General features: G+C 37.9%; 16 protein-coding genes. 14 read left to right on the top strand and 2 right to left on the bottom strand.

What is annotated here, in order from left to right; translation table 11 throughout:
- The first annotated feature begins 45 nt into the window (after nucleotides 1-45).
- Together MHH51_RS17910 and MHH51_RS17905 are read left to right on the top strand one after the other, a co-directional pair.
- Nucleotides 46-1,914, top strand: a complete 1,869-nt coding sequence (locus MHH51_RS17910) for a GTP-binding protein (protein WP_339282761.1) — start codon at nucleotides 46-48, stop codon at nucleotides 1,912-1,914.
- A gap of 192 nt (nucleotides 1,915-2,106) precedes the next feature.
- Entirely contained in the window at nucleotides 2,107-2,391 is a 285-nt protein-coding gene (locus tag MHH51_RS17905) for a hypothetical protein (RefSeq protein WP_147210578.1), read from the top strand.
- A gap of 71 nt (nucleotides 2,392-2,462) precedes the next feature.
- Here the strand turns inward: MHH51_RS17905 and MHH51_RS17900 are convergent, their stop codons facing one another.
- Nucleotides 2,463-3,323: a S1-like domain-containing RNA-binding protein gene (locus MHH51_RS17900; RefSeq protein ID WP_147210577.1), complete on the bottom strand. Its 861-nt coding sequence runs from the start codon at nucleotides 3,321-3,323 to the stop codon at nucleotides 2,463-2,465.
- Nucleotides 3,324-3,868: 545 nt separating this feature from the next.
- Between MHH51_RS17900 and MHH51_RS17895 the strand changes: the two genes are divergently transcribed.
- From MHH51_RS17895 to MHH51_RS17860, 8 genes are all read left to right on the top strand, one after another.
- Nucleotides 3,869-4,765, top strand: coding sequence for an AEC family transporter (locus MHH51_RS17895; protein WP_339282759.1), 897 nt, complete (start codon nucleotides 3,869-3,871; stop codon nucleotides 4,763-4,765).
- A gap of 344 nt (nucleotides 4,766-5,109) precedes the next feature.
- Nucleotides 5,110-6,000 carry a MurR/RpiR family transcriptional regulator gene (locus MHH51_RS17890; RefSeq protein ID WP_339282757.1) on the top strand — a complete coding sequence of 297 codons (891 nt, stop codon included), beginning with the start codon at nucleotides 5,110-5,112 and terminating at the stop codon, nucleotides 5,998-6,000.
- 41 nt (nucleotides 6,001-6,041) lie between these two features.
- Entirely contained in the window at nucleotides 6,042-6,593 is a 552-nt protein-coding gene (locus MHH51_RS17885; protein WP_339282755.1) for a GNAT family N-acetyltransferase, read from the top strand.
- Nucleotides 6,594-6,655: 62 nt separating this feature from the next.
- Nucleotides 6,656-7,312 carry an HAD-IA family hydrolase gene (locus tag MHH51_RS17880; RefSeq protein ID WP_339282753.1) on the top strand — a complete coding sequence of 219 codons (657 nt, stop codon included), beginning with the start codon at nucleotides 6,656-6,658 and terminating at the stop codon, nucleotides 7,310-7,312.
- Between the two features lie 88 nt (nucleotides 7,313-7,400).
- Nucleotides 7,401-8,069, top strand: coding sequence for an N-acetylmannosamine-6-phosphate 2-epimerase (locus MHH51_RS17875; protein ID WP_147210572.1), 669 nt, complete (start codon nucleotides 7,401-7,403; stop codon nucleotides 8,067-8,069).
- On the top strand, nucleotides 8,066-8,950 hold the full coding sequence (locus MHH51_RS17870; RefSeq protein WP_339282751.1) for an ROK family protein: 885 nt from the start codon (nucleotides 8,066-8,068) through the stop codon (nucleotides 8,948-8,950). The genes MHH51_RS17875 and MHH51_RS17870 overlap by 4 nt, the downstream gene beginning before the upstream one ends.
- Before the next feature lie 371 nt (nucleotides 8,951-9,321).
- Nucleotides 9,322-10,323, top strand: coding sequence for a Gfo/Idh/MocA family oxidoreductase (locus MHH51_RS17865; RefSeq protein WP_339282749.1), 1,002 nt, complete (start codon nucleotides 9,322-9,324; stop codon nucleotides 10,321-10,323).
- 35 nt (nucleotides 10,324-10,358) lie between these two features.
- A complete protein-coding gene (locus MHH51_RS17860; RefSeq protein WP_339282747.1) occupies nucleotides 10,359-12,242 on the top strand; it encodes a PTS mannitol transporter subunit IICBA in 1,884 nt (627 codons plus the stop codon).
- Between the two features lie 347 nt (nucleotides 12,243-12,589).
- On the opposite strand, the gene ytaF is transcribed toward MHH51_RS17860, so the two are convergent.
- Nucleotides 12,590-13,222: a sporulation membrane protein YtaF gene (gene ytaF / locus MHH51_RS17855; RefSeq protein WP_147210568.1), complete on the bottom strand. Its 633-nt coding sequence runs from the start codon at nucleotides 13,220-13,222 to the stop codon at nucleotides 12,590-12,592.
- 188 nt (nucleotides 13,223-13,410) lie between these two features.
- On the opposite strand from ytaF, the gene MHH51_RS17850 reads away from it, so the two are divergent.
- The 4 genes from MHH51_RS17850 to MHH51_RS17835 all read left to right on the top strand — a co-directional run bounded on the left by MHH51_RS17850 (nucleotide 13,411) and on the right by MHH51_RS17835 (nucleotide 19,298).
- Nucleotides 13,411-15,579, top strand: coding sequence for a DNA topoisomerase III (locus MHH51_RS17850; RefSeq protein ID WP_339282745.1), 2,169 nt, complete (start codon nucleotides 13,411-13,413; stop codon nucleotides 15,577-15,579).
- A 232-nt stretch (nucleotides 15,580-15,811) separates the two neighbouring features.
- Nucleotides 15,812-16,672 carry a transcription antiterminator gene (locus MHH51_RS17845; protein WP_147210566.1) on the top strand — a complete coding sequence of 287 codons (861 nt, stop codon included), beginning with the start codon at nucleotides 15,812-15,814 and terminating at the stop codon, nucleotides 16,670-16,672.
- Between the two features lie 153 nt (nucleotides 16,673-16,825).
- A complete protein-coding gene (gene ptsG, locus MHH51_RS17840; RefSeq protein WP_339282743.1) occupies nucleotides 16,826-18,865 on the top strand; it encodes a glucose-specific PTS transporter subunit IIBC in 2,040 nt (679 codons plus the stop codon).
- 193 nt (nucleotides 18,866-19,058) lie between these two features.
- Entirely contained in the window at nucleotides 19,059-19,298 is a 240-nt protein-coding gene (locus tag MHH51_RS17835) for a 4Fe-4S binding protein (RefSeq protein WP_077601899.1), read from the top strand.
- Nucleotides 19,299-19,373: the final 75 nt, after the last annotated feature.

The raw sequence follows: 19,373 nt of genomic DNA, 5'->3' as shown, positions 1-19,373 counted from the left end.
TGACAAGAGTGTTTTTTTGGCAAAACCATAGAAGTCTTTTTTTTTATGAAAAAAATTATTAATGTTGGAATTGTCGCCCATGTTGACGCCGGGAAGACATCTTTAACTGAATCAATATATAGTCTGGCACATCCAGATTATCAAAAAGGAAGCATTAAAAAGGAGAATATGCTGACCGACACATTAGATATAGAAAAAGAGCGCGGGATTACCATTAAAACCAATTCTATTTCCGTAGACTGGCAAGGTACAAAAATCAATATATTAGATATGCCCGGGCATATTGAATTTTTTGGAGAAGTCATTCGTTCTTTATCCGTTGTTGATATTGCTATTCTTTTGGTATCGAGTAATGATGTTTTACAGCCTCAAACAAGACGAATATTTGATGTTTTATCTGAAGCCGGTATTCCAGCAGTTATTTTTGTGAATAAAGTAGATTTATTAACAGCGAATTCTAAAGAGTTAATAAAAGAGATGTCTGAAAAGCTTTCTGATCGGCTAGTAGAAATGGACAAAATAGAAGAAATAGAAACGAAAGAAAGAATAATTGAGAACAGTGAATTTTTGTTGGCGCAATATCTTGCTGATCATAAAATAAAAACGGATAGGATAGCGGAAGCGTTGAGGCATCAATTTCTTGAGCGTAACATGTACCCTGTATTTAAAGGATCTGCCATTAAAAATTTGGGCGTAAGAGGGTTACTCGACTTTCTCACTGAGGCGTCTGCTGTCATGAATAAAGCAAGTGATGTACAGTCTGCTGTCGTTTATAAAGTAGAATTTGTTAGAGGGCGGAAACAGACCTACTTGAATTTACTTTCTGGAGAGCTGTCCCGGGGAGAATATGTAAAAATAAACGAAGAGATGAAGTTAAAAATTAATAACTTATTGTGTTTAAAGGACAATCAATTTGTAGAGGCAGCAAAGGTAAATAGCGGAGACATTTTTATGCTGCCAGATGTAGAGGACCTTGAAATTGGAGATTTTATAAATACTTTGGAAGAAAAAACGATTCCAGTTCAGTTACCGACTTTAAAAACAACTTTTCATATTGGGGAGCACGAACGTTTTATTTTATTAAACCTTTTAAGTAACCTTTGTTTAGAAGATCCGTTATTAAATTTGCAAATTGAATCAAAGACAAATGAAATCAGTATGATGACCTATGGCACGGTTCAACAAGAATTCATTGAAGATACCTTAAGACAAATGTATCCTTTTGAAACATTGTCTTTATCCTTACCACAAGTATTATATAAGGAAAAGGTGAAAAAAATGGGGTGGGCACGAATTGAAATAGAGGAGCCCATTAATTCATATTGGGCGGAAATCATGCTGAAAGTGGAGGGAAATGAAGGCTTAGGTATACGGTATAAAAGTTTAGTAACTACAGGTTATCTAAAACAATCTTTTCAGCGGGCAATTGAACAAGGTATTAATCAAGGAATAGAGATGGGATTATACGGCAGGGCTTTAATCGATATAGATATTACATTGGAAGATGCTTTATTCTACAGTCCTGTAAGCACACCATCTGATTTCCGGAAGTTAGCCCCTTATGTTCTCTATAAAGCTTTATTGGAGGCAGGGACCACCATAATGGAACCCAATATTTCATTTGAATTGTTTGTTCCAACAATTTTTTTGGGGAAAGCGGTTAGTGAAATAGGACGGGAAGATGCAGAAATTCAAGACATTAAAGAATTAAAAGATGAATCCGTTATTAAAGGAGAAATGAATCAGTCCAACTTTTTAAAATTAGAAAGCCATATGGATGAATTATTTAGTGGAAAAGGATATTTGAAATATCAAGTAAGCGGATATCGGCCAACGATGGAAAAATCCGTATACCAGCAGATTGAAGTAGATCAAATGAAAGCACTGCTGTTAAAAGAGAATAAAAAATTGTAAGCAGTTAATGTACAGTATAAAGGTATTTTATTGAAAGGAAGTACTCTGTAAACACGGGTACTTCTTTTCTATGCATAAGGAAAATAAAAAAATTCACTGCTTTAATAACGTATGGCTTTAGTGTATATTGACTTTCCTATAGTTCAATTGTAAACTGAAGGTAGTGTAATTAAATAATGGCGGGGTGAAGAAATGGTAGAAACAGTCATCACATTCGGAGCTATTTTAACAGCGATTACAGCACTTATCAGTATTTTTCTAGTTAAAATGACCTCTAAAGAATCCCATGCTGGCTACTATCCAAATGTATTCTTGGCATTGGTGGGAATTTTATTAATTCTTATAGCATCAATCGCACCGAAAGTTGATTTTGCAGGAGCTGGATTTGGTGGAATCGGAATCGCTTGTATGTTTGCAGGTGCAATCGGATTCATTATTTCAGCAGTTATGGACTCTTACAAAAATGTAGAAGCGTAATAAAAAAGCAATGTCTGTGGAGAAATGCAGACATTGCTTTTTTATTATAGTGTGAACGTCCTCTTATATAACTAATCTATTTTAACAATTTGTTCATTTTCCTGTTTAATTTGTCCTCGCTTTAATAAAGTCCCCAAGGCACGTTTAAAGGCTGATTTACTGATTTGAAAGGTTGCCCGGATTTCTTCGGGGTCACTTTTATCATGAAAAGGGATGATGCCGTTGTTGGCTTCCAGATGCTTTAAAATGACATCTGCATCATCGGATAAGCTATCCTGCTTTAATGGGCGCAGTGTCACATTAATGGAACCATCTTCTTTTACAGCAATCACTCTTCCTTCAACCACCTGCCCGACACGAGGCTCTTCTTTTCTTTCTGTACGATGGATAAAACCGCGATAGCCTTCACTCGTAATTAAGGCTGCTCCTTCTTTATTTGTATAATAAATTGTGCCAATCACTGTTTGCTGATTCAGCTGTTCCGGTGCTGCGAAAACATTGGTGGCAATAATATTTTCAGAAGCGGGAACTCCTAATAAACGTCCTTTTTTATCTAACTGCAAGGTAATATATAGACGATCTCCAGAGCGTGGCCAGCTCTCCTGGAATAAAGGTAGGGAATCTTTGGAGACAAGAATGTCCTTTGAAGTGCCAATGTTGACGAAAACACCTAAACGGGGGACAACACCCACAACTTCCGCCCAATCATAAAGTCCAAGCGTAACGGATGGTAAATATGTAGTGGCATTTACTTGTCCTTTTTTATTTAAATAAAGAAAAACATCCACAGACTGTTCCACTTCTAAAGCTGACTCTGTTTCATTATGATGCAGGAGAACTTCTTCTCCATAGGCAGATAAAACATATCCAGTATCTATTTTTCGTAACACAGTCATTGCGATGATTGAACCAATAGGTAAACCTGTCGGCATATAAATACTCCTTTCAAAACATTTGTAATTTGGAAAAGGGATACTCTCTTAAAAGAGTACCCCTTTATGATTAAAGTAACACGTGATATCAAAATTAAATTTAATATGAGTTTAAAAAGTTCCGGCTAATGTCCCTCTTTAAACATAATATTTAATTGAGAATATATAAATTCTCTTCTAATTTGAGTTATTAGCTTATTTTAAATTAATCAGCCAGATATGCTGACCATCTGATCCGTATAACGCTTACGGAATTGTCCGCGGTAAAATTCTAAAATAATCTTTTCTAACTTAAGCAATGCAGCCCCAAACCTTCTGCTGCATCCTTGCGGCCCCTTAGCCGCGCCAGTGTGAATAAGCATTTTCAAAAAGCATTGCAGAATGCCAAATCACAGCTGTTACTTATTAACTTTCTTAGTATGAACTTTTTTTGCCAGTTTGTCAACTTTTCGTATTAAAAATGAATTTTAGACAACGAATGATAAAATCCAGTTGACCGGATATGATACACTTGAATTAATTGAAAAAAGCATGGAGAGGTACATATGTTATTATTTATTGAAGTTATTTTACCGATTATGGCTGTATTTGCAGCTGGATTTATTTTGCAGCGTATTCGTGTGTTAGACGTACGTTCGGTGTCAGCTGTTTGTTTGTATATTCTTTCACCTGCACTTGTTTTTGTGACATTGTATGATGCAGAATTTGATTCAGGATTTTTAGTTATTTTAATTTTTATGTTTCTATTATTTTATGTGATGGTATTTATTAATAAAATACTGGCAAAAATTTTTGGCTGGGACGGAAATAAAGAGAGTGCTGCTATCCTTTCAACAGGCTTTATGAACTCTGGAAACTATGGCCTGCCTGTCGTTTTGTATAGTGTCGGGACTGCTGCTGTACCATATGCGATTTTTATCATGGTGATTCAGGCATTGCAGAATAATTTCTTTGGTGTCTACTATGCGTCAAGAAGTACGAGCGGAATGCGGAGAGCATTGGAAAACATATTGAAAATGCCGACAACCTATGCAGCAGCTCTGGCATTTTTCTTTTCATTGCAATCCATTACCATACCAGACTATATACATTCCACATTAGAAATGGTCGGCAATGCTGCTATCCCTGTGATGATGGTTATGCTTGGTATGCAGCTAGGATCATTAACAGCATTGAAAATAGACTGGCAGATCGTTCTTTCTTCTGTTACCTTAAAAATGATTGTTGCACCAATATTGACAAGCATTTTTGCATGGCTCATTCCGATGGACCCTTTGATTGGAACTGTTTTAATTATCATTTCTGCTATGCCAACAGCAGCAACAACAACAATGTATGCCATTGAATTTGATACAGAACCGGAGCTGGTATCCACAATTACGTTTATTTCGACGGTAGTCAGTATAGTTACAATTACGGTTTTATTGAATATTGTGACGTAGCATCAAAAAAAAGCAAGAATGATTTAGTTATATAAGGAAAAGGAATAGCATCTGACTGGTTCGGTTAAAAACTGGTCAGACGCTATTTTTATTTGTTGAAGCCCTTTATTTAAATAAAAAATGAGTTGTTAAAAATAAAAAAGAGGAAAACTCCATTTTATTTTTAAAAAATGGTGGAAATATTCATTTTTATTGTTATAATAATTTTATAACCTATCAATCAACATAAATTCATTTTTCTCTTTGTGTGAATTTCGATATACTATATATGCAAGAGAATAGCAGGAAAGATATACTTCATCAGTATTGTATCGTTTTTGGGGATATCGAAGAAGGGAGAGAAGATGAAATTGAACAAACAGAAAGAGTTTCATGATGAAGTTCAATTTATAGCCAAAATATCGAGCTATCAGAATACATTTACAAAATCCGAAAAAAAAGTATCAGATTTTGTGCAGGCAAATATGGAATCAACTATATATATGACTGTAACAGAATTAGCAGAACGTATAGGAGTAGGGGAAACAACGGTACTGCGTTTCTGCAGGAAAATGGGTTTCAAAGGATATCAGTCCTTTAAAATGGCTGTTACAAAAGAAGTAGCAAAATCCACTCATGATGTATTTGATGAAACAAATAAAGATGAATTTAATGAAACGGATGAAGTGCATTTTATTGTTCAAAAAGCACTCTCTAATAATATTCAGGCTTTAAAAGAAACAGCAAGTATTATAGAAACAAGTGAATTAGAAAAAGCTATCGATTATATTATTTCAAGTAAACGAATTATCTTTTATGGAGTTGGTGTATCAGGGAATACAGCAGCAGATGCCAGAGATAAATTTATCCGCATTGGACGCTCTACAGAAGCATTTGTTGACTCGCATATGCAAGCAATGTCTGCAACAACTTTGACAAAGGAAGATATGGCAGTAGGCATTTCTGTAAGCGGTAGCACAAAGGATACTGTTGATGCCTTAAAAATTGCCAAGGAAAATGGAGCAAAGATTTTATCTATTACTCATTTTACGCGGTCACCAATTACCAAGATATCAGATGTAGTTCTGCTGACTGGCGGAAGAGAAACAGCGCTTCAGGGTGGATCCATGTCTGCAAAGATTGCGCAATTATTTGTGATTGATATGCTATGTAATGGAGTTGCCAGCCAATTAAAAGAGAAAGCACTTCAATTTAAAGAGGCGACTGCAAAAGCAGTAGCTGATAAAGCTTATTAATATTATTAATAAAGACTGGACGGAGAAAGGAGCAGTAAAAAATGAAATATATCCCGCTGACCATGGTAAGAAATAATTTGTCAGATATTCCTCAATTCTCTCTGCCCAATGGATATCGAATCCGACTTTTTGAAAAAGGGGATGAACCTCATTGGGCACGAATTGAAACAAGTGTAGAAGAGTTTAAAAACGAAGCAGCAGCATTAGAGCATTACGAGAAGGAATTTGGTTCGTTTACAGAAGAAATGACGAAGCGCTGTCTGTTTATTGAAACAGAAGATGGAGAAGAAATAGCAACAACTACTGCCTGGTATGGTGATTTAAAAGGGGATGGAGAAATAGCAGGCAGAATTCATTGGGTAGGCGTCACTCCGGCGTATCAAGGTAAAAAGCTTGCCAAGCCTTTAATGACAGCGGCAATGAATACCTTAGCTGAATATCATACCCAAGCATATCTCACTACCCAGACAACAAGTTTTCAAGCTATTAATATGTACTTAAATTACGGGTTTGAACCATATCTTACGGAACCTGCTTGTGAAGAAGGCTGGGTATTAATGGAGCAAACGCTGAAGCGAAAAATTTTAAAATGAAATGAAAGGGATGTTCCAAAAGCCATCAATGTTTTTGAACACATATTTAAAGGAGGAAGACAATGATTAAGGCAGCTATATTTGATTTTGACGGACTGATTCTAGATACAGAAACTGCTTGGTTCGATGCTTATAAGGAGGTTCTCCGGAGTCAATTCCAATTTGATTTACCCCTGGGAGAATTTGTGAAATGTGTAGGGTCAGATGATACTGTTCTTTTTTCATATCTGCAGAATGAATTGGACAATCGTCTGAATGTTAATTCTATTCGTAATGAGGCCAGAAAACTGCACAGTCAATTTGTCCGCGATGCAAAAGCTAGAGAAGGCGTGACAGATTATCTGAAAGAAGCGAAAGATGAAGGTTTAACGATTGCTCTGGCAACAAGCTCAACAACTGAATGGGCAACAACACATTTAACGAATTTAAATTTGCTTTCTTATTTCGATTTTCTGGTCACCCAGGACATGGTAGAAAGGGTGAAACCGGCACCGGATATCTTTTTAAAAACACTTGAAAAATTAGATTTAGAAGCTCAGGAAGCAGTAGTTTTTGAAGATTCTCTAAATGGATTAATTGCTGCACAGGAAGTAAACCTCCCGACAGTTATTATTCCGAATCCAGTTACCGCTGCATTACCTTTTGAGAATTATCATTTAAAATTAAATTCAATGACAGATATGCCTTTACATGAAATCTTAAAAACACTGAACAGATAAAAAAACTTCATTAAAGGAGAGTTTAGATTTTTTGTAATGCATTTTAAATGAGCATTGTGTACAAATGAAGAGAAGGTCAGGTGGAAAAATGTTAAAAGAATTAGAAGGTGGATTAGTTGTATCCTGTCAAGCTTTAGAGGGTGAGCCGCTTCATGGCTCATCTCATATGGCTTCGATGGCTCTGGCAGCAAAAGAAGGCGGGGCTGCAGGTATTCGGGCGAATGGACCAGATGATATTAAGGCAATTAAGAAGAAGGTTGATTTACCGATTATCGGTATTTTAAAAAAGGAATATCCAGGCTTTCAGGCTTTTATTACAACAACAAAAGCAGATGCAAAACTAATTGCAGATGCTGGGGCCGATATCATAGCTGTTGATGCAACAAATGGTACAAGATCAGAAAAATTACCAGAATTAATTGAGTATATAAAAAAGGATCTAAATAAGCCGGTAATGGCAGATGTAGCAACTCTTCAAGAGGGAGTGCAGGCAGAAGCCCTGGGATGCGATATGGTGGGGACAACGTTATCCGGATATACAGAGGATACAAAAGGAAGACCCAGACCGGATTTTGATTTAATGGAAAGCCTAGTAAATACGTTAAAAGTACCTGTAATAGCAGAAGGAAATGTTGATTCCCCGGAAAAAGCGAAAAAGGCAATTGATATTGGTGTGGCATTTGTTGTCGTTGGAGGAGCGATTACAAGACCACAATTAATTACCAGAAAATTTGCAGAAAGACTGAAAAGAAAATGAGAAATGCAATAGGAGTAGACATTGGTGGCACAAAGATAGCAATTGGATTGGTCCAAGAGGATGGTTTGATTTTAAAAAAGGAGGAATTTACCACCTTAAAAAATGAAAATGGAGAGAAAATTCTCCAAACAATTGCAGAGAAATTACCTTTCTTCTATGACGAAAATACAACAGGTATAGGTGTTGGATCTGCAGGACAGATTGGACTTTCCGGCACGGTGCTTTCGGCAACGGAAACGTTCAGCGATTGGCAGGGTCTGCCGATTCAAACTTGGCTGGAAAAAGCGACAGGGCAGTGCGTTGCAGTTGTTAATGATGTGCAGGCAATGGGATTGGGAGAGCAATTCTTTGGAGCAGGGAAGGGTGTAAATAATTTTCTTTGTGTAGCGGTGGGAACAGGGATTGGAGGAGCGATTATAGCAGATGGAAAACTTCAGCGCGGTCATTCTGGAGCCGCAGGAGAAGTTGGTCACATGGTGTTATACCCAAACGGGAGGAAATGTCCATGTGGAAACCAGGGCTGTTTTGAGGCATATGCTTCCGGTACAGCGTTAGAGGAACTATATGCTGAAACTTTTAAGGAGGTGAAGAAAGGACAGGAAATTTTTAAAGAAGCTTTAGCTAATAACGAGAATGCAGCTTTTATCATCAATCAGTATGTAGAAAATGTAGCAATTGGATTGACAACGCTGACAAATATGTTTAATCCGGAAAAAATCATTCTGGGAGGCGGGGTATCCGGCTCATTGTCACCGTTTCTGACAGATATCCGTGAGCAGGTTCAAAGCAATGTAAATAAAATTAATAAAGATGTAAAGATTGAATTATCATCACTTGGCGGGAATGCCATGATAATAGGTGCAGCAAGCCTGGTACTGTAAAAGGATGTTCAAAAAGACCTCAAATGATAAACGGCGAATCTCGGCAGTAGCGTGTTTTTCACGATGGGACTGGAGCTGCGATTACTCGTCTGAGCGAAAACCTTTATAGACAACAAAGATGTCATCACACACTTGCAAGTCCGTTTGTAAAAAAGTTACTTTGATCTGCTTCTAATTTGATTACTTTTTGAATTGTATAAGTTGAATTCTTAAATTTATCTTTTGTGTCTAACATGACAAACTACTTATTTCATGGTTAACCATTCAATTAGCGTAGTGTTTTTCCGGAGCGAATGCTAGAAAGTAAAATCTTTATTACAACTTATCTAGCAAATTAATTGAATCTATCAAATATAAAGGAGATGGGTATATTGAATAAATTAAATGTAGCTGTAATTGGTATGGGAGTAATGGGGCAATCACACGCAAGAATTTATTCGGAGCTGCCTCATGTAAATTTGGTAGCAGTTCACGATATTAATCAGGAGCACGCAGAAAATATGGCTGAACAATTTCAGACCACTGCTGTTCATAATTTAGAAGAGTTGTTGAAGGACGAGAATGTGCATGCAGTCAGTATCTGTACATCAGATGATCAGCACTTTGAGGTTGCCTGCAAGGCTTGTGATTATCATAAGCATATTCTGATTGAAAAACCATTGGCTGACAATGTAGAAGACGCACAAGGGATTATTGATAAAGTGAAAGAAACTGGCGTAAAAATGATGGTTGGCCACACATTACGCTGGGACCCAAGATATTATCATGCAAAACAGGCAGTTGCAGCGGGGAAAATCGGTGAACCGGTTCATCTTCATTCCAGACGTAACAATTCTTATCAGAATGGAAGAAGATTAAAAGGAAGAACGTCAGTAGTGATGTTTTTAGGTGTTCATGATTTAGATGCTATTGAGTGGATTACAGGAGATAAGATTGTGGAAGTTTCTGCAGTTGAAGTAAGAAAGCGCTTAAAAGAATTTGATACGGCAGATGCTATTATCACCACACTAAAATTTGAATCTGGAACAATCGGAAGCTATGAGACAAGCTGGGTGTTGCCAGATAACCATGTAGAACTGGATGCTAAGCTTGATATTACCGGGACAGACGGTGTAATCAATATTGATATTCTTGACCAATCTATCCGGGTATTTGAAAAAGACCATAAGATTACATTCCCGGATACTATGTATGGAGTGGATCTATATGGAACACAGACTGGAATCATGAAAGAAGAACTGAGTACTTTTGTGAATAATGTTTTAAATGATAAAGAATTTCCTATTTCAGTGGAAGAAGCGCTGAGAGCAGTCAAAGTTGTCAGAAGTATCGAAAAATCACTTGAAAGCGGTCAGCCGGTAAAAGTGAATTAATAAAGAGCTGGTCATAACAAAGGGGGCTGTATCGAATGAGTGGGCAAAAGAAGAGTATTCGTTCAAGGATTCAAACGTATGGCAGTAATTTAAGCAGTATGATTATCCCTAACCTTGGAGCTTTTATCGCATGGGGGATTTTAACAGCAATCGCTGTACCGACGCAATTGGAGCTTTTCACTAATTTTATTAGTCCGATGCTGAACTATCTGCTGCCATTACTGATTGGTTTTACCGGCGGACGTCTGCTTCATGACTTTCGCGGAGGGGTTGTAGGAGCTGTTGCAACAATGGGGGTCATTGTTGCAGCGGATATACCGATGTTTATCGGAGCAATGATTATGGGGCCGCTGGGCGGATTAGCTATTAAAAAATTCGACCAGGTCTTTGAAGGTAAAATTAAGTCCGGATTTGAACTGCTGGTTAATAATTTTTCAGCAGGAATAATTGGTGCAATACTGGCATTATTTGGATCAATCGCTATTGGACCACTTGTGAGTGCGTTTACTAAAGTGTTGGGAGCAGGAGTGGACTTTTTGGTAAGTCATGGGCTTCTCCCGCTCGTCAGTATCTTTATTGAACCGGGGAAAGTAATGTTTCTCAACAATGCGATTAACCAGGGAATTTTAAACCCGATTGCAAGCAGTCAGATAGAGGAAACCGGGAAATCTATTCTTTACTTACTCGAAGCAAACCCTGGCCCTGGTTTAGGAATCTTGCTGGCATTCATGCTTTTCGGCAAAGGAGCAACGAAAGCCTCTGCCTATGGGGCCGGTATCATTCATTTTATCGGTGGAATTCATGAAATCTATTTCCCGTATGTATTAATGAAACCGCTATTAATTATTGCTGCTATTTTAGGCGGGATGACTGGTATATTTACGTTAACAGTTTTTGATGCAGGCTTAGTGAGCGTGGCTTCTCCGGGAAGTATTATCTCTATTCTGTTAATGACAGCTTCTGATAGTTATATTGGTGTTATTCTAAGTGTTTTATTTGCAACAGCAGTATCGTTTGCCGTGGCATCGATTATTCTTAAGTTTGATAAAAAAGGCGACAGTGATGATCTTGCAGAAGCAAGTAAAAAAATGGAAGCAATTAAAGGGAAAAAGAGCAGTGTTGTTTCCGGATTGAGTAATTCCGGCCAAACTGAAAATAATGCTTCAGCAATGGATTTTGGCAATGTAAAGCATATTATATTTGCTTGTGATGCAGGTCTTGGATCAAGTGCTATGGGCGCTTCATTGGTTAAAAAGAAATTGAAGGCTGCAGGGCATGGGGAGATTACTGTTAAAAATATTGCCATCAGTAATTTGCCAACCGAAGCAGATATTATTTTCACACATAAAGAGCTGACAGACCGGGCAAAAGCCAAGCAGCCGGATGTTTATCATGTTTCTATTGATAACTTTCTAAATAGTCCATCCTATGATGAAATAGTAGAAAAAATTAAAAATGCAGGAAGCCCTGATAACGAGCATAAAATAAATGAAATACTGACAGAAGATAATATCAAGCTGTCCGGGGCAGCCAAGGATAAAGAACAGGCAATCGCTGAAGCTGGCAGAATCCTTGTAGAGCGTGGTTATGTTTCCGATGATTATGTGGAGAAAATGTTCGAAAGAGAGAAAAGTGTATCAACATATATGGGAAATCTCTTAGCCATTCCTCATGGTACAGACAATGCGAAAGAAGAAGTCTACCAATCCGGCTTAGCAATTGTATTTTATGATAACCCAATAGATTGGGATGGAAATGAAGTGAGATTAGTTATTGGTATTGCCGGCAAAGGAAATGAGCACCTTGAGCTATTGTCTTCTATAGCTACCAGCTGCTCTGAATTAGAAAATGTGGAGAAATTAATTAAGTTAAAAAATAAAAAAGATGTTATAGCATTCTTTGCGCAGGAAGAAGAGTAATCTTTAAGTACGTGATCAAAAAGGCTGATAAATAGGACCAAGAAGTTCAAGGCGACTAGCATTTTCCGAACGGAGCGTATGCTTTATAATACGTGAGTAACGCTTTTGGTGGGGCGAGTAATCGCAGTCCCATTAGGAAAATGCTCGTCAACGCAGAAATTCGCTGTGTCATCTTTATTGGACTTTTTGAAGGTCCTCTTTAAGTTATAATAAATAAATCACCGTATCGAGTTTATTTGATACGGTGATTTTGTCTGGTTCCAAGGTGATTTAATGTGCAGTAACGAATTTGAAATGAATCAGCTTCCTTTAGAAAAATATACTCAATGTTTTCAGAAAGCTTAAGACTAGCCGCTAAATACATTCCAGCATCCCAAGGTAATAAGAAAAACTGACGGTAAAAAGGATAGACGCTGTAAGGCAGGTATTCTCCATAAATAACTTCCGAACATAATCCCGCTATACAAAAAGACTCCACTCATGCAGGCTGTTAATAAAGCTGTGGTAAAAGGAGAGTATCCAAGCATAGCAGCTCCAATACCGGCTCCAAATGCATCAAGTGCTAAAGCAAATCCTAACAGAATGGATTCATTCAGAGAGATAATACCAGATTTATCTAAATCAGCTTCCTTTGGGCGGCTGAGCACTGTTCTCACATTTTCCAATTTAACATTGGATGAGGGCTGCTCTTTATTTTCTGCTGTGTTTGTTTCTCTTGAGCGAAACATGGAAATAAGGGAGAAGAAGCCTAAAAAAATAAGAATGCCGCCTCCAAGCATACTTGCTCCTTGAGGAGAGATAAAAGAGCGTAAGAAATCTCCGACCTCCATCGATAGATAGACAATCATTCCTGAGCAGAACATAATAACAGTTAAGGAGAGTAAAGGAACTTTAATTTTTCGCATACCATAGGTTATTCCTACACTAAATCCATCCAGACTTACTGCAATAACGAGTAAAAGCATACCTGTATATATCATATAAAACATCCTTTTTCTAATAAGTACAAGTAAAAGCTTCTGAGGGTAGCATGAAGCTGTATCGTTCTAATAATTTTTGTGTAGGATATTCTATGTTTTCAGAGGCAATGTGTGCCTTGATTGAACGTGTTACAAGGAAATATGTTAAAGTAGTAACAGAATAGAAACCGATAAAAAGAGGGATATAAATGAGTAAGACAGTAGTATTAGCAGAAAAGCCGTCTGTAGGTAAAGATATAGCAAGAGTCCTTGGCTGTAATAAAAAAGGTAATGGTTATCAGGAAGGGACAAAGTACATTGTGACCTGGGCGTTAGGACATTTAGTTACCTTAGCAGATCCGGAAGTCTATGATGCAAAATATAAAACATGGAGTATGGAAGATTTACCGATGCTTCCCGATCATTTGAAATTGGTTGTGATGAAGAAGACAGGCAAGCAATTCCAAACCGTAAAACAGCAGTTGTCACGTCAAGATGTAAGCAATATTGTTATTGCTACCGATGCTGGAAGAGAAGGAGAGCTTGTTGCCAGATGGATTTTGGAAAAAGCTCATGTCAAGAAGCCGGTTCAGCGTCTATGGATCAGCTCTGTTACAGATAAAGCAATTAAAGATGGCTTTCGAAACTTAAAGCCTGGAAATCAATATTGGAATCTGTATCAATCAGCTGTAGCGCGTTCGGAAGCAGACTGGTATGTCGGTTTAAATGCGACAAGAGCATTAACAACAAAGCATAATGCTTCTTTATCCAGCGGTCGTGTACAGACACCTACGCTTGAAATGATTGCCATGCGCGAACAGGAAATTAATCAATTTAAGCCAAAGACGTACTATCAGCTGCAGGGAAAAACAAAAGGAGGATTTGTGGTAACCTGGAAGGATAAAAAGAACCAATCCCGTATTTTCTCAAAGGAAGCAGTGGATAAATTAAAAGCAAAAGTATCCAAAGAAAAAGCAGTTATTTCGCATGTGGATAAAAAGCATAAGAAAAAAAATGCGCCGACACTATATGATTTAACGGATTTACAGAGGGACGCCAATCGGATTTATCAATTTTCGGCGAAACAAACATTATCTGTTTTGCAGAAATTATATGAACAGCATAAGCTTGTTACGTACCCAAGAACTGATTCAAGGCATTTATCTGCGGATATGGTATCTACATTAAAAGAACGTGTAAAAGCCAGTGGTGTAGATGAATATGCGAAAGCAGCGGGGAAAATCTTGAGAGAAGATTTACGGATCAGTAAAGCTATTGTGGATAACAGCAAAGTAACTGATCACCATGCGATTATCCCTACAGAAGAACCGGTAGATTACAGTGCATTGTCTAATCAGGAACGGAAAATCTACCAGTTAATTGTGCAGCGCTTTTTAGGTGCTCTTTCCAAACCGTATGAATATGAGCAAACGAGCATTACCGTAGAAGCAGCAGGGGAAACCTTTGAGGCAAAGGGAAATAGAATTGTTGCTTCAGGCTGGAAGGAAATTTACCAGCACCAGGCAGACGATGAAGAAGAAATTCGTTCCAGTGTTCCTCAAGTTACGAAAGGGGAGGAAATGGCTCTTACCTATACGATTAAGGAAGGTCAGACAACACCGCCGGAACGCTTTACAGAGGGAAGTCTGCTGCAAGCAATGGAAAACCCGACGAAATATATGGAAACGAAAAAGCAAGAGCTTGTAAAAACAATGAAGCAGACAGGCGGCATTGGAACGGTTGCTACTCGTGCAGATATTATTGAAAAGCTGTTCAATAATCAATACATGGAGCTGAAGGGCAAATATATCTATCTGACCTCGACAGGAAGGCAGCTGTTAGAATTAGCACCTGAAAAGCTCCGTTCTCCAATCTTAACAGCAGAGTGGGAGCAAAAATTAGGGCAAATTGCTGATGGCAAGCTAAAGAAAGAAGCCTTCTTAAAAGAAATCAAGACGTATACAAAGCAGGCTGTTCAAGAAATAAAAGCAAGTGAAGAAAAGTTCAAACATGATAATATGACAGGGACAAAATGCCCGAAATGCGGTAAGCTGATGCTGGAAGTTAAAAACAAGCATGGTAAAAGGCTGGTCTGCCAGGATCGCAGCTGTGGCGGTAAAAAGAATATCGCAAAATATACTAATGCGCGCTGTCCTAAGTGCCATAAACGTTTAGAACTCCGCGGCGAAGGCGAGGGTCAAATGTTTATGTGCTCCTGCGGGCATCGTGAAAAGTTATCTACCTTCCAGGCCAGAAAAGAAAAAGAAAAGAACCAGAAGGTATCTAAAAAAGATGTCAATAAGTATATGAAAAAGCAGGATGATTTTAAAAACAATGCTCTTGCAGATGCATTGGCGAAGTTAAAAGATCGTTCCTGAGTGAATAGAAATGGTAAAGTCCCCACAATAAAAATGGGGACTTTTTCATCTAATGAAACGAAGAACAAGGATATAAAAAATGATTTTTTAAGTAGGTATTTGCTGAGATAGGAAGTACATCATTTCAATACTAAAAGACCTTATTCCCTAAAAAAATCCATAATTTGCAGTTTAGTTGAAGTGATATATAATAGGTAGAAGAGAGAGTTAATACGTAGAGGGGATGATTGATATGGATGCCTTTTCTGTAATCAAATCACTCAATAACAATGTTCTTATTGCCGAAGATACGGATCAAAATGAAGTCATCCTTATCGGGAAGGGCATCGGATTTGCTAAAAAGAAGCATGATCTTATTGAATCCAAAACCGTAGAGAAGCTATTTGTTCTCCGAAATAAAGCAGAACAGGAAAATTATAAAAAGATCATTCACAATATCGATGAAAAAACATTGCAGAGTATTGTGGATTCTATAGAAATAATCAAAAAACGTGTCAATACATTTACGGATGAACATGCACTTGTTGCATTGACAGACCATATTGTTTTTGCAATTGCCCGTTTGCAGAAAGGGTTAGAAATTCGTAATCCATTTCTGTCAGAGACAAAGGTGCTTTATCCATTTGAATATGAAATTGCATCCGAAATTGTAGAATATATGAATCAATTTTTACCGGTCCATCTGCCAGTGGGAGAAATTGGATTTATTGCATTGCATATTCATAGTGCAATGGAGGGTACAACATTAAATGAAATTAACCGGTATTCACAGCTTGTATCTAATTTAATTCAGGTGATTGAGGATCAGCTCTGTATAACTTTAGATAGAGATGGTATGGATTATGCTCGTTTTGTCAGGCATCTCCGATATACAATAGAACGTGTTTTAATTGAAGATAAGGTAGAGGAGCCGAAAAAAATGGCAGCCTTATTGAAAGAGGAATATCCGGTGTTCTATAATTTGTCATGGAAGCTGATTAAAATTATGCAGCAGGCTTTAAAGAAACCAATCTTTGATGCTGAATCCGTCTATTTGACAATTCATTTGCAGCGTCTATATGAAAGTATTCAATTAAAAGCAAAGACGAAATAATTATTTAGTTCTTAAACGTGTGAGTGGTTTGATCAGGCATGAGTAAGGATACTTAGATAGTGAGAGGTACAGTATTCAGTATCTGCATGCACTATCCTTGTGTTTCTGCTTATGCCTTTTTTATCGCCGGGGTCAGATTAAAGAGGTGTTTATATGTTCAAAAGAACGTTTGGAGTTCTTCAAAAGGTTGGTAAGGCACTTATGCTTCCGGTAGCTCTTTTGCCGGCAGCAGGTCTTATGCTTGGATTTGGAAATGCTGCTCAACAGGATACCATGCTTGGATATCTTCCGTTTCTTAAAGCGGACTGGATTCAATTAACTGCAACAGTAATGGAAGATGCCGGCGGAGTTATTTTTGATAATTTACCGCTTATTTTTGCAATTGGTGTTGCGATAGGATTGGCAAGTGACGGAGCTGCCGGGCTTGCTGCACTGGTAGGCTACCTGGTTATGAATCAGGTAATGGGTTCGTTTATGCAGGTAACTCCAGAAATGATTAGGGAAGATCCTGGTTTTGCAAGTGTACTTGGGATAGGGACTTTACAGACTGGGGTATTTGGCGGGATTATCGCCGGTTTAATAGCCGCCTATTGTTTTAACAGGTTTCATAATATGGAGATGCCATCCTTCTTAGGATTTTTCGCGGGAAAACGCTTTGTTCCAATTGCGACGGCAGCTGTTTCTTTCCTTGCCGGAATTTTATTAATGTTTATATGGCCGACGATACAAAACGTTATGAACAGTGCTTCCTATTGGCTGATTGAAGAAGGAACTTATATTGCAGTATTTATGTTTGGATTTATTAAACGTCTATTAATTCCATTTGGACTGCATCATATTTTTCATTCTCCCTTCTGGTATGAATTTGGTACATATACGAACCTTGCCGGCGAAATTATTCGTGGAGATATGACCATTTTCTTTGCGCAGTTAAGAGATGGTGTAAAGATTACTGCAGGTAACTTTATGGCAGGAGAATTTCCGATTATGATGTTTGGGTTACCTGCTGCAGCGCTTGCAATGTATCACACTGCACGTCCGGAAAGAAAGAAGCTTGTTGCCGGACTGCTTGTTTCAGGGGCATTGACTTCCTTCTTAACAGGTATTACAGAACCGATTGAGTTCTTATTCTTATTCATATCACCATTATTATTTTTTATTCACGCAGTTCTAGATGGGCTATCCTATGTATTGATGACATGGTTCAGTGTCAATGTCGGTTATACCTTCTCAGGAGGGGCAATTGACTTCGTACTGTTCGGAGTATTGCCGAATCAGGAGCCCTGGTGGATTACAATTATACTTGGACTTTTCTTTGCAGTGCTTTATTACTTTTTATTCCGTTTCTTTATTAAGAAGTTTAACCTGATGACTCCGGGACGTGAAGAAACAGTTGAAGAAGAGAATAATGGTGGAAAAAGAAAATCCGCTGATTTAGCCTATCATGTATTAGAAGCAATGGGCGGACAGAAAAATATTACTCATCTGGATGCTTGTATTACGCGGTTACGTGTGTCTGTGAATTCAATTAAAGAGGTCGATAAAAATAAGCTGAAGCAGCTGGGCGCGACAGGCATTCAGAAGGTTGGAAATAATATTCAGGCTATTTTCGGACCACGCTCAGAAATTATTAAAGGGCAGATACAGGATATTATATCCGGCAGGGCACCTGGACTTGTGCCAGAAAATCCGGGGCTTTACACTGCGGAAGAAACAAAGGAACATGGACAGTATCCAAGCTTCGTTGAAGATATTGCTTCTCCGCTAAACGGAAGATTAATTTCGATTATAGAAGTTCCTGATCAATTATTTGCCGGCAGAATGATGGGAGATGGCTTTGCAGTTGAGCCGTCGGATGGTTTAGTAGTTTCTCCGGTAAATGGGAAAGTCACGAATGTTTTTCCTACGAAGCATGCGATTGGTCTGGAATCAGAAACAGGTAAAGAAATCTTGATTCATATTGGTATTAATACAGTAAATCTTAAAGGTGAAGGATTTGAAATTTTTGTAGAAGAGGGACAGGAAGTGAAAGTAGGTCAAACGTTATTAAAAGCTGATTTAGATTACATTAGTGAATATGCTAAATCAACTATTAGCCCAATTATCTTTACAAATCTGGAAGATGGTCAGCGAGTTGGATTGCTGAAAACAGGGGTAGATGCTGGAGAGAACGGTATTATTGAAATTAAATAGGATAAAACGGATTGCTGGACAGCTCGATTACTGTCACCTAATTTCAGCAGAAAAAATGCAAATCTGCTTAATAAAGTCTCGCTTTTTTCACAGAAAATACACATAAACAGAGGTGAAACAGTTTACTTCATCCCATAAAACCCTTATCATTTAGGATGAATCATGTTAATCATGTAAGGAGGGTTTTCTTTCCATGGCTTTTGTTATTCTTGATCCATGCAGAGGTGAAAAAGCGGGAGAATGCGTTAGTGTTTGTCCTGTTGATTGTATAGAAGAAGGCATCAAGCAATTTTATATTGATCCTGATATTTGCATCGATTGCGGCGCGTGCAAGGCAGTTTGTCCAGTGTCTGCAATTGAAGAGGAGTACGATTTAACTCCCGATCAAGAAAAGTATTTAGAAGAAGCAGAAGAATTTTTTGCAAACAGATAAATACTTTTAATTGATGGAACTCCAAAGAAACAGCCCACCTGCATTTTGAAGACAGACGGGCTGTTTTTTTGGTTA

It is taken from the genome of Oceanobacillus sp. FSL K6-3682 (assembly GCF_037976165.1).
GTDB lineage: Bacteria > Bacillota > Bacilli > Bacillales > Amphibacillaceae > Oceanobacillus > Oceanobacillus sojae.
The sequence above is the reverse complement of the archived record's forward strand: the minus strand, read 5'-3'. Positions and strand labels throughout refer to the sequence as shown.

Coding starts and splice junctions, on each gene's coding strand:
- MHH51_RS17910 (WP_339282761.1), top strand. CDS start 46: ATGAAAAAAATTATTAATGTTGGAATTGTCGCCCATGTTGACGCCGGG.
- MHH51_RS17905 (WP_147210578.1), top strand. CDS start 2,107: ATGGTAGAAACAGTCATCACATTCGGAGCTATTTTAACAGCGATTACA.
- MHH51_RS17900 (WP_147210577.1), bottom strand. CDS start 3,323: ATGCCGACAGGTTTACCTATTGGTTCAATCATCGCAATGACTGTGTTA.
- MHH51_RS17895 (WP_339282759.1), top strand. CDS start 3,869: ATGTTATTATTTATTGAAGTTATTTTACCGATTATGGCTGTATTTGCA.
- MHH51_RS17890 (WP_339282757.1), top strand. CDS start 5,110: ATGAAATTGAACAAACAGAAAGAGTTTCATGATGAAGTTCAATTTATA.
- MHH51_RS17885 (WP_339282755.1), top strand. CDS start 6,042: ATGAAATATATCCCGCTGACCATGGTAAGAAATAATTTGTCAGATATT.
- MHH51_RS17880 (WP_339282753.1), top strand. CDS start 6,656: ATGATTAAGGCAGCTATATTTGATTTTGACGGACTGATTCTAGATACA.
- MHH51_RS17875 (WP_147210572.1), top strand. CDS start 7,401: ATGTTAAAAGAATTAGAAGGTGGATTAGTTGTATCCTGTCAAGCTTTA.
- MHH51_RS17870 (WP_339282751.1), top strand. CDS start 8,066: ATGAGAAATGCAATAGGAGTAGACATTGGTGGCACAAAGATAGCAATT.
- MHH51_RS17860 (WP_339282747.1), top strand. CDS start 10,359: ATGAGTGGGCAAAAGAAGAGTATTCGTTCAAGGATTCAAACGTATGGC.
- ytaF (WP_147210568.1), bottom strand. CDS start 13,222: ATGATATATACAGGTATGCTTTTACTCGTTATTGCAGTAAGTCTGGAT.
- MHH51_RS17850 (WP_339282745.1), top strand. CDS start 13,411: ATGAGTAAGACAGTAGTATTAGCAGAAAAGCCGTCTGTAGGTAAAGAT.
- MHH51_RS17845 (WP_147210566.1), top strand. CDS start 15,812: ATGGATGCCTTTTCTGTAATCAAATCACTCAATAACAATGTTCTTATT.
- ptsG (WP_339282743.1), top strand. CDS start 16,826: ATGTTCAAAAGAACGTTTGGAGTTCTTCAAAAGGTTGGTAAGGCACTT.
- MHH51_RS17835 (WP_077601899.1), top strand. CDS start 19,059: ATGGCTTTTGTTATTCTTGATCCATGCAGAGGTGAAAAAGCGGGAGAA.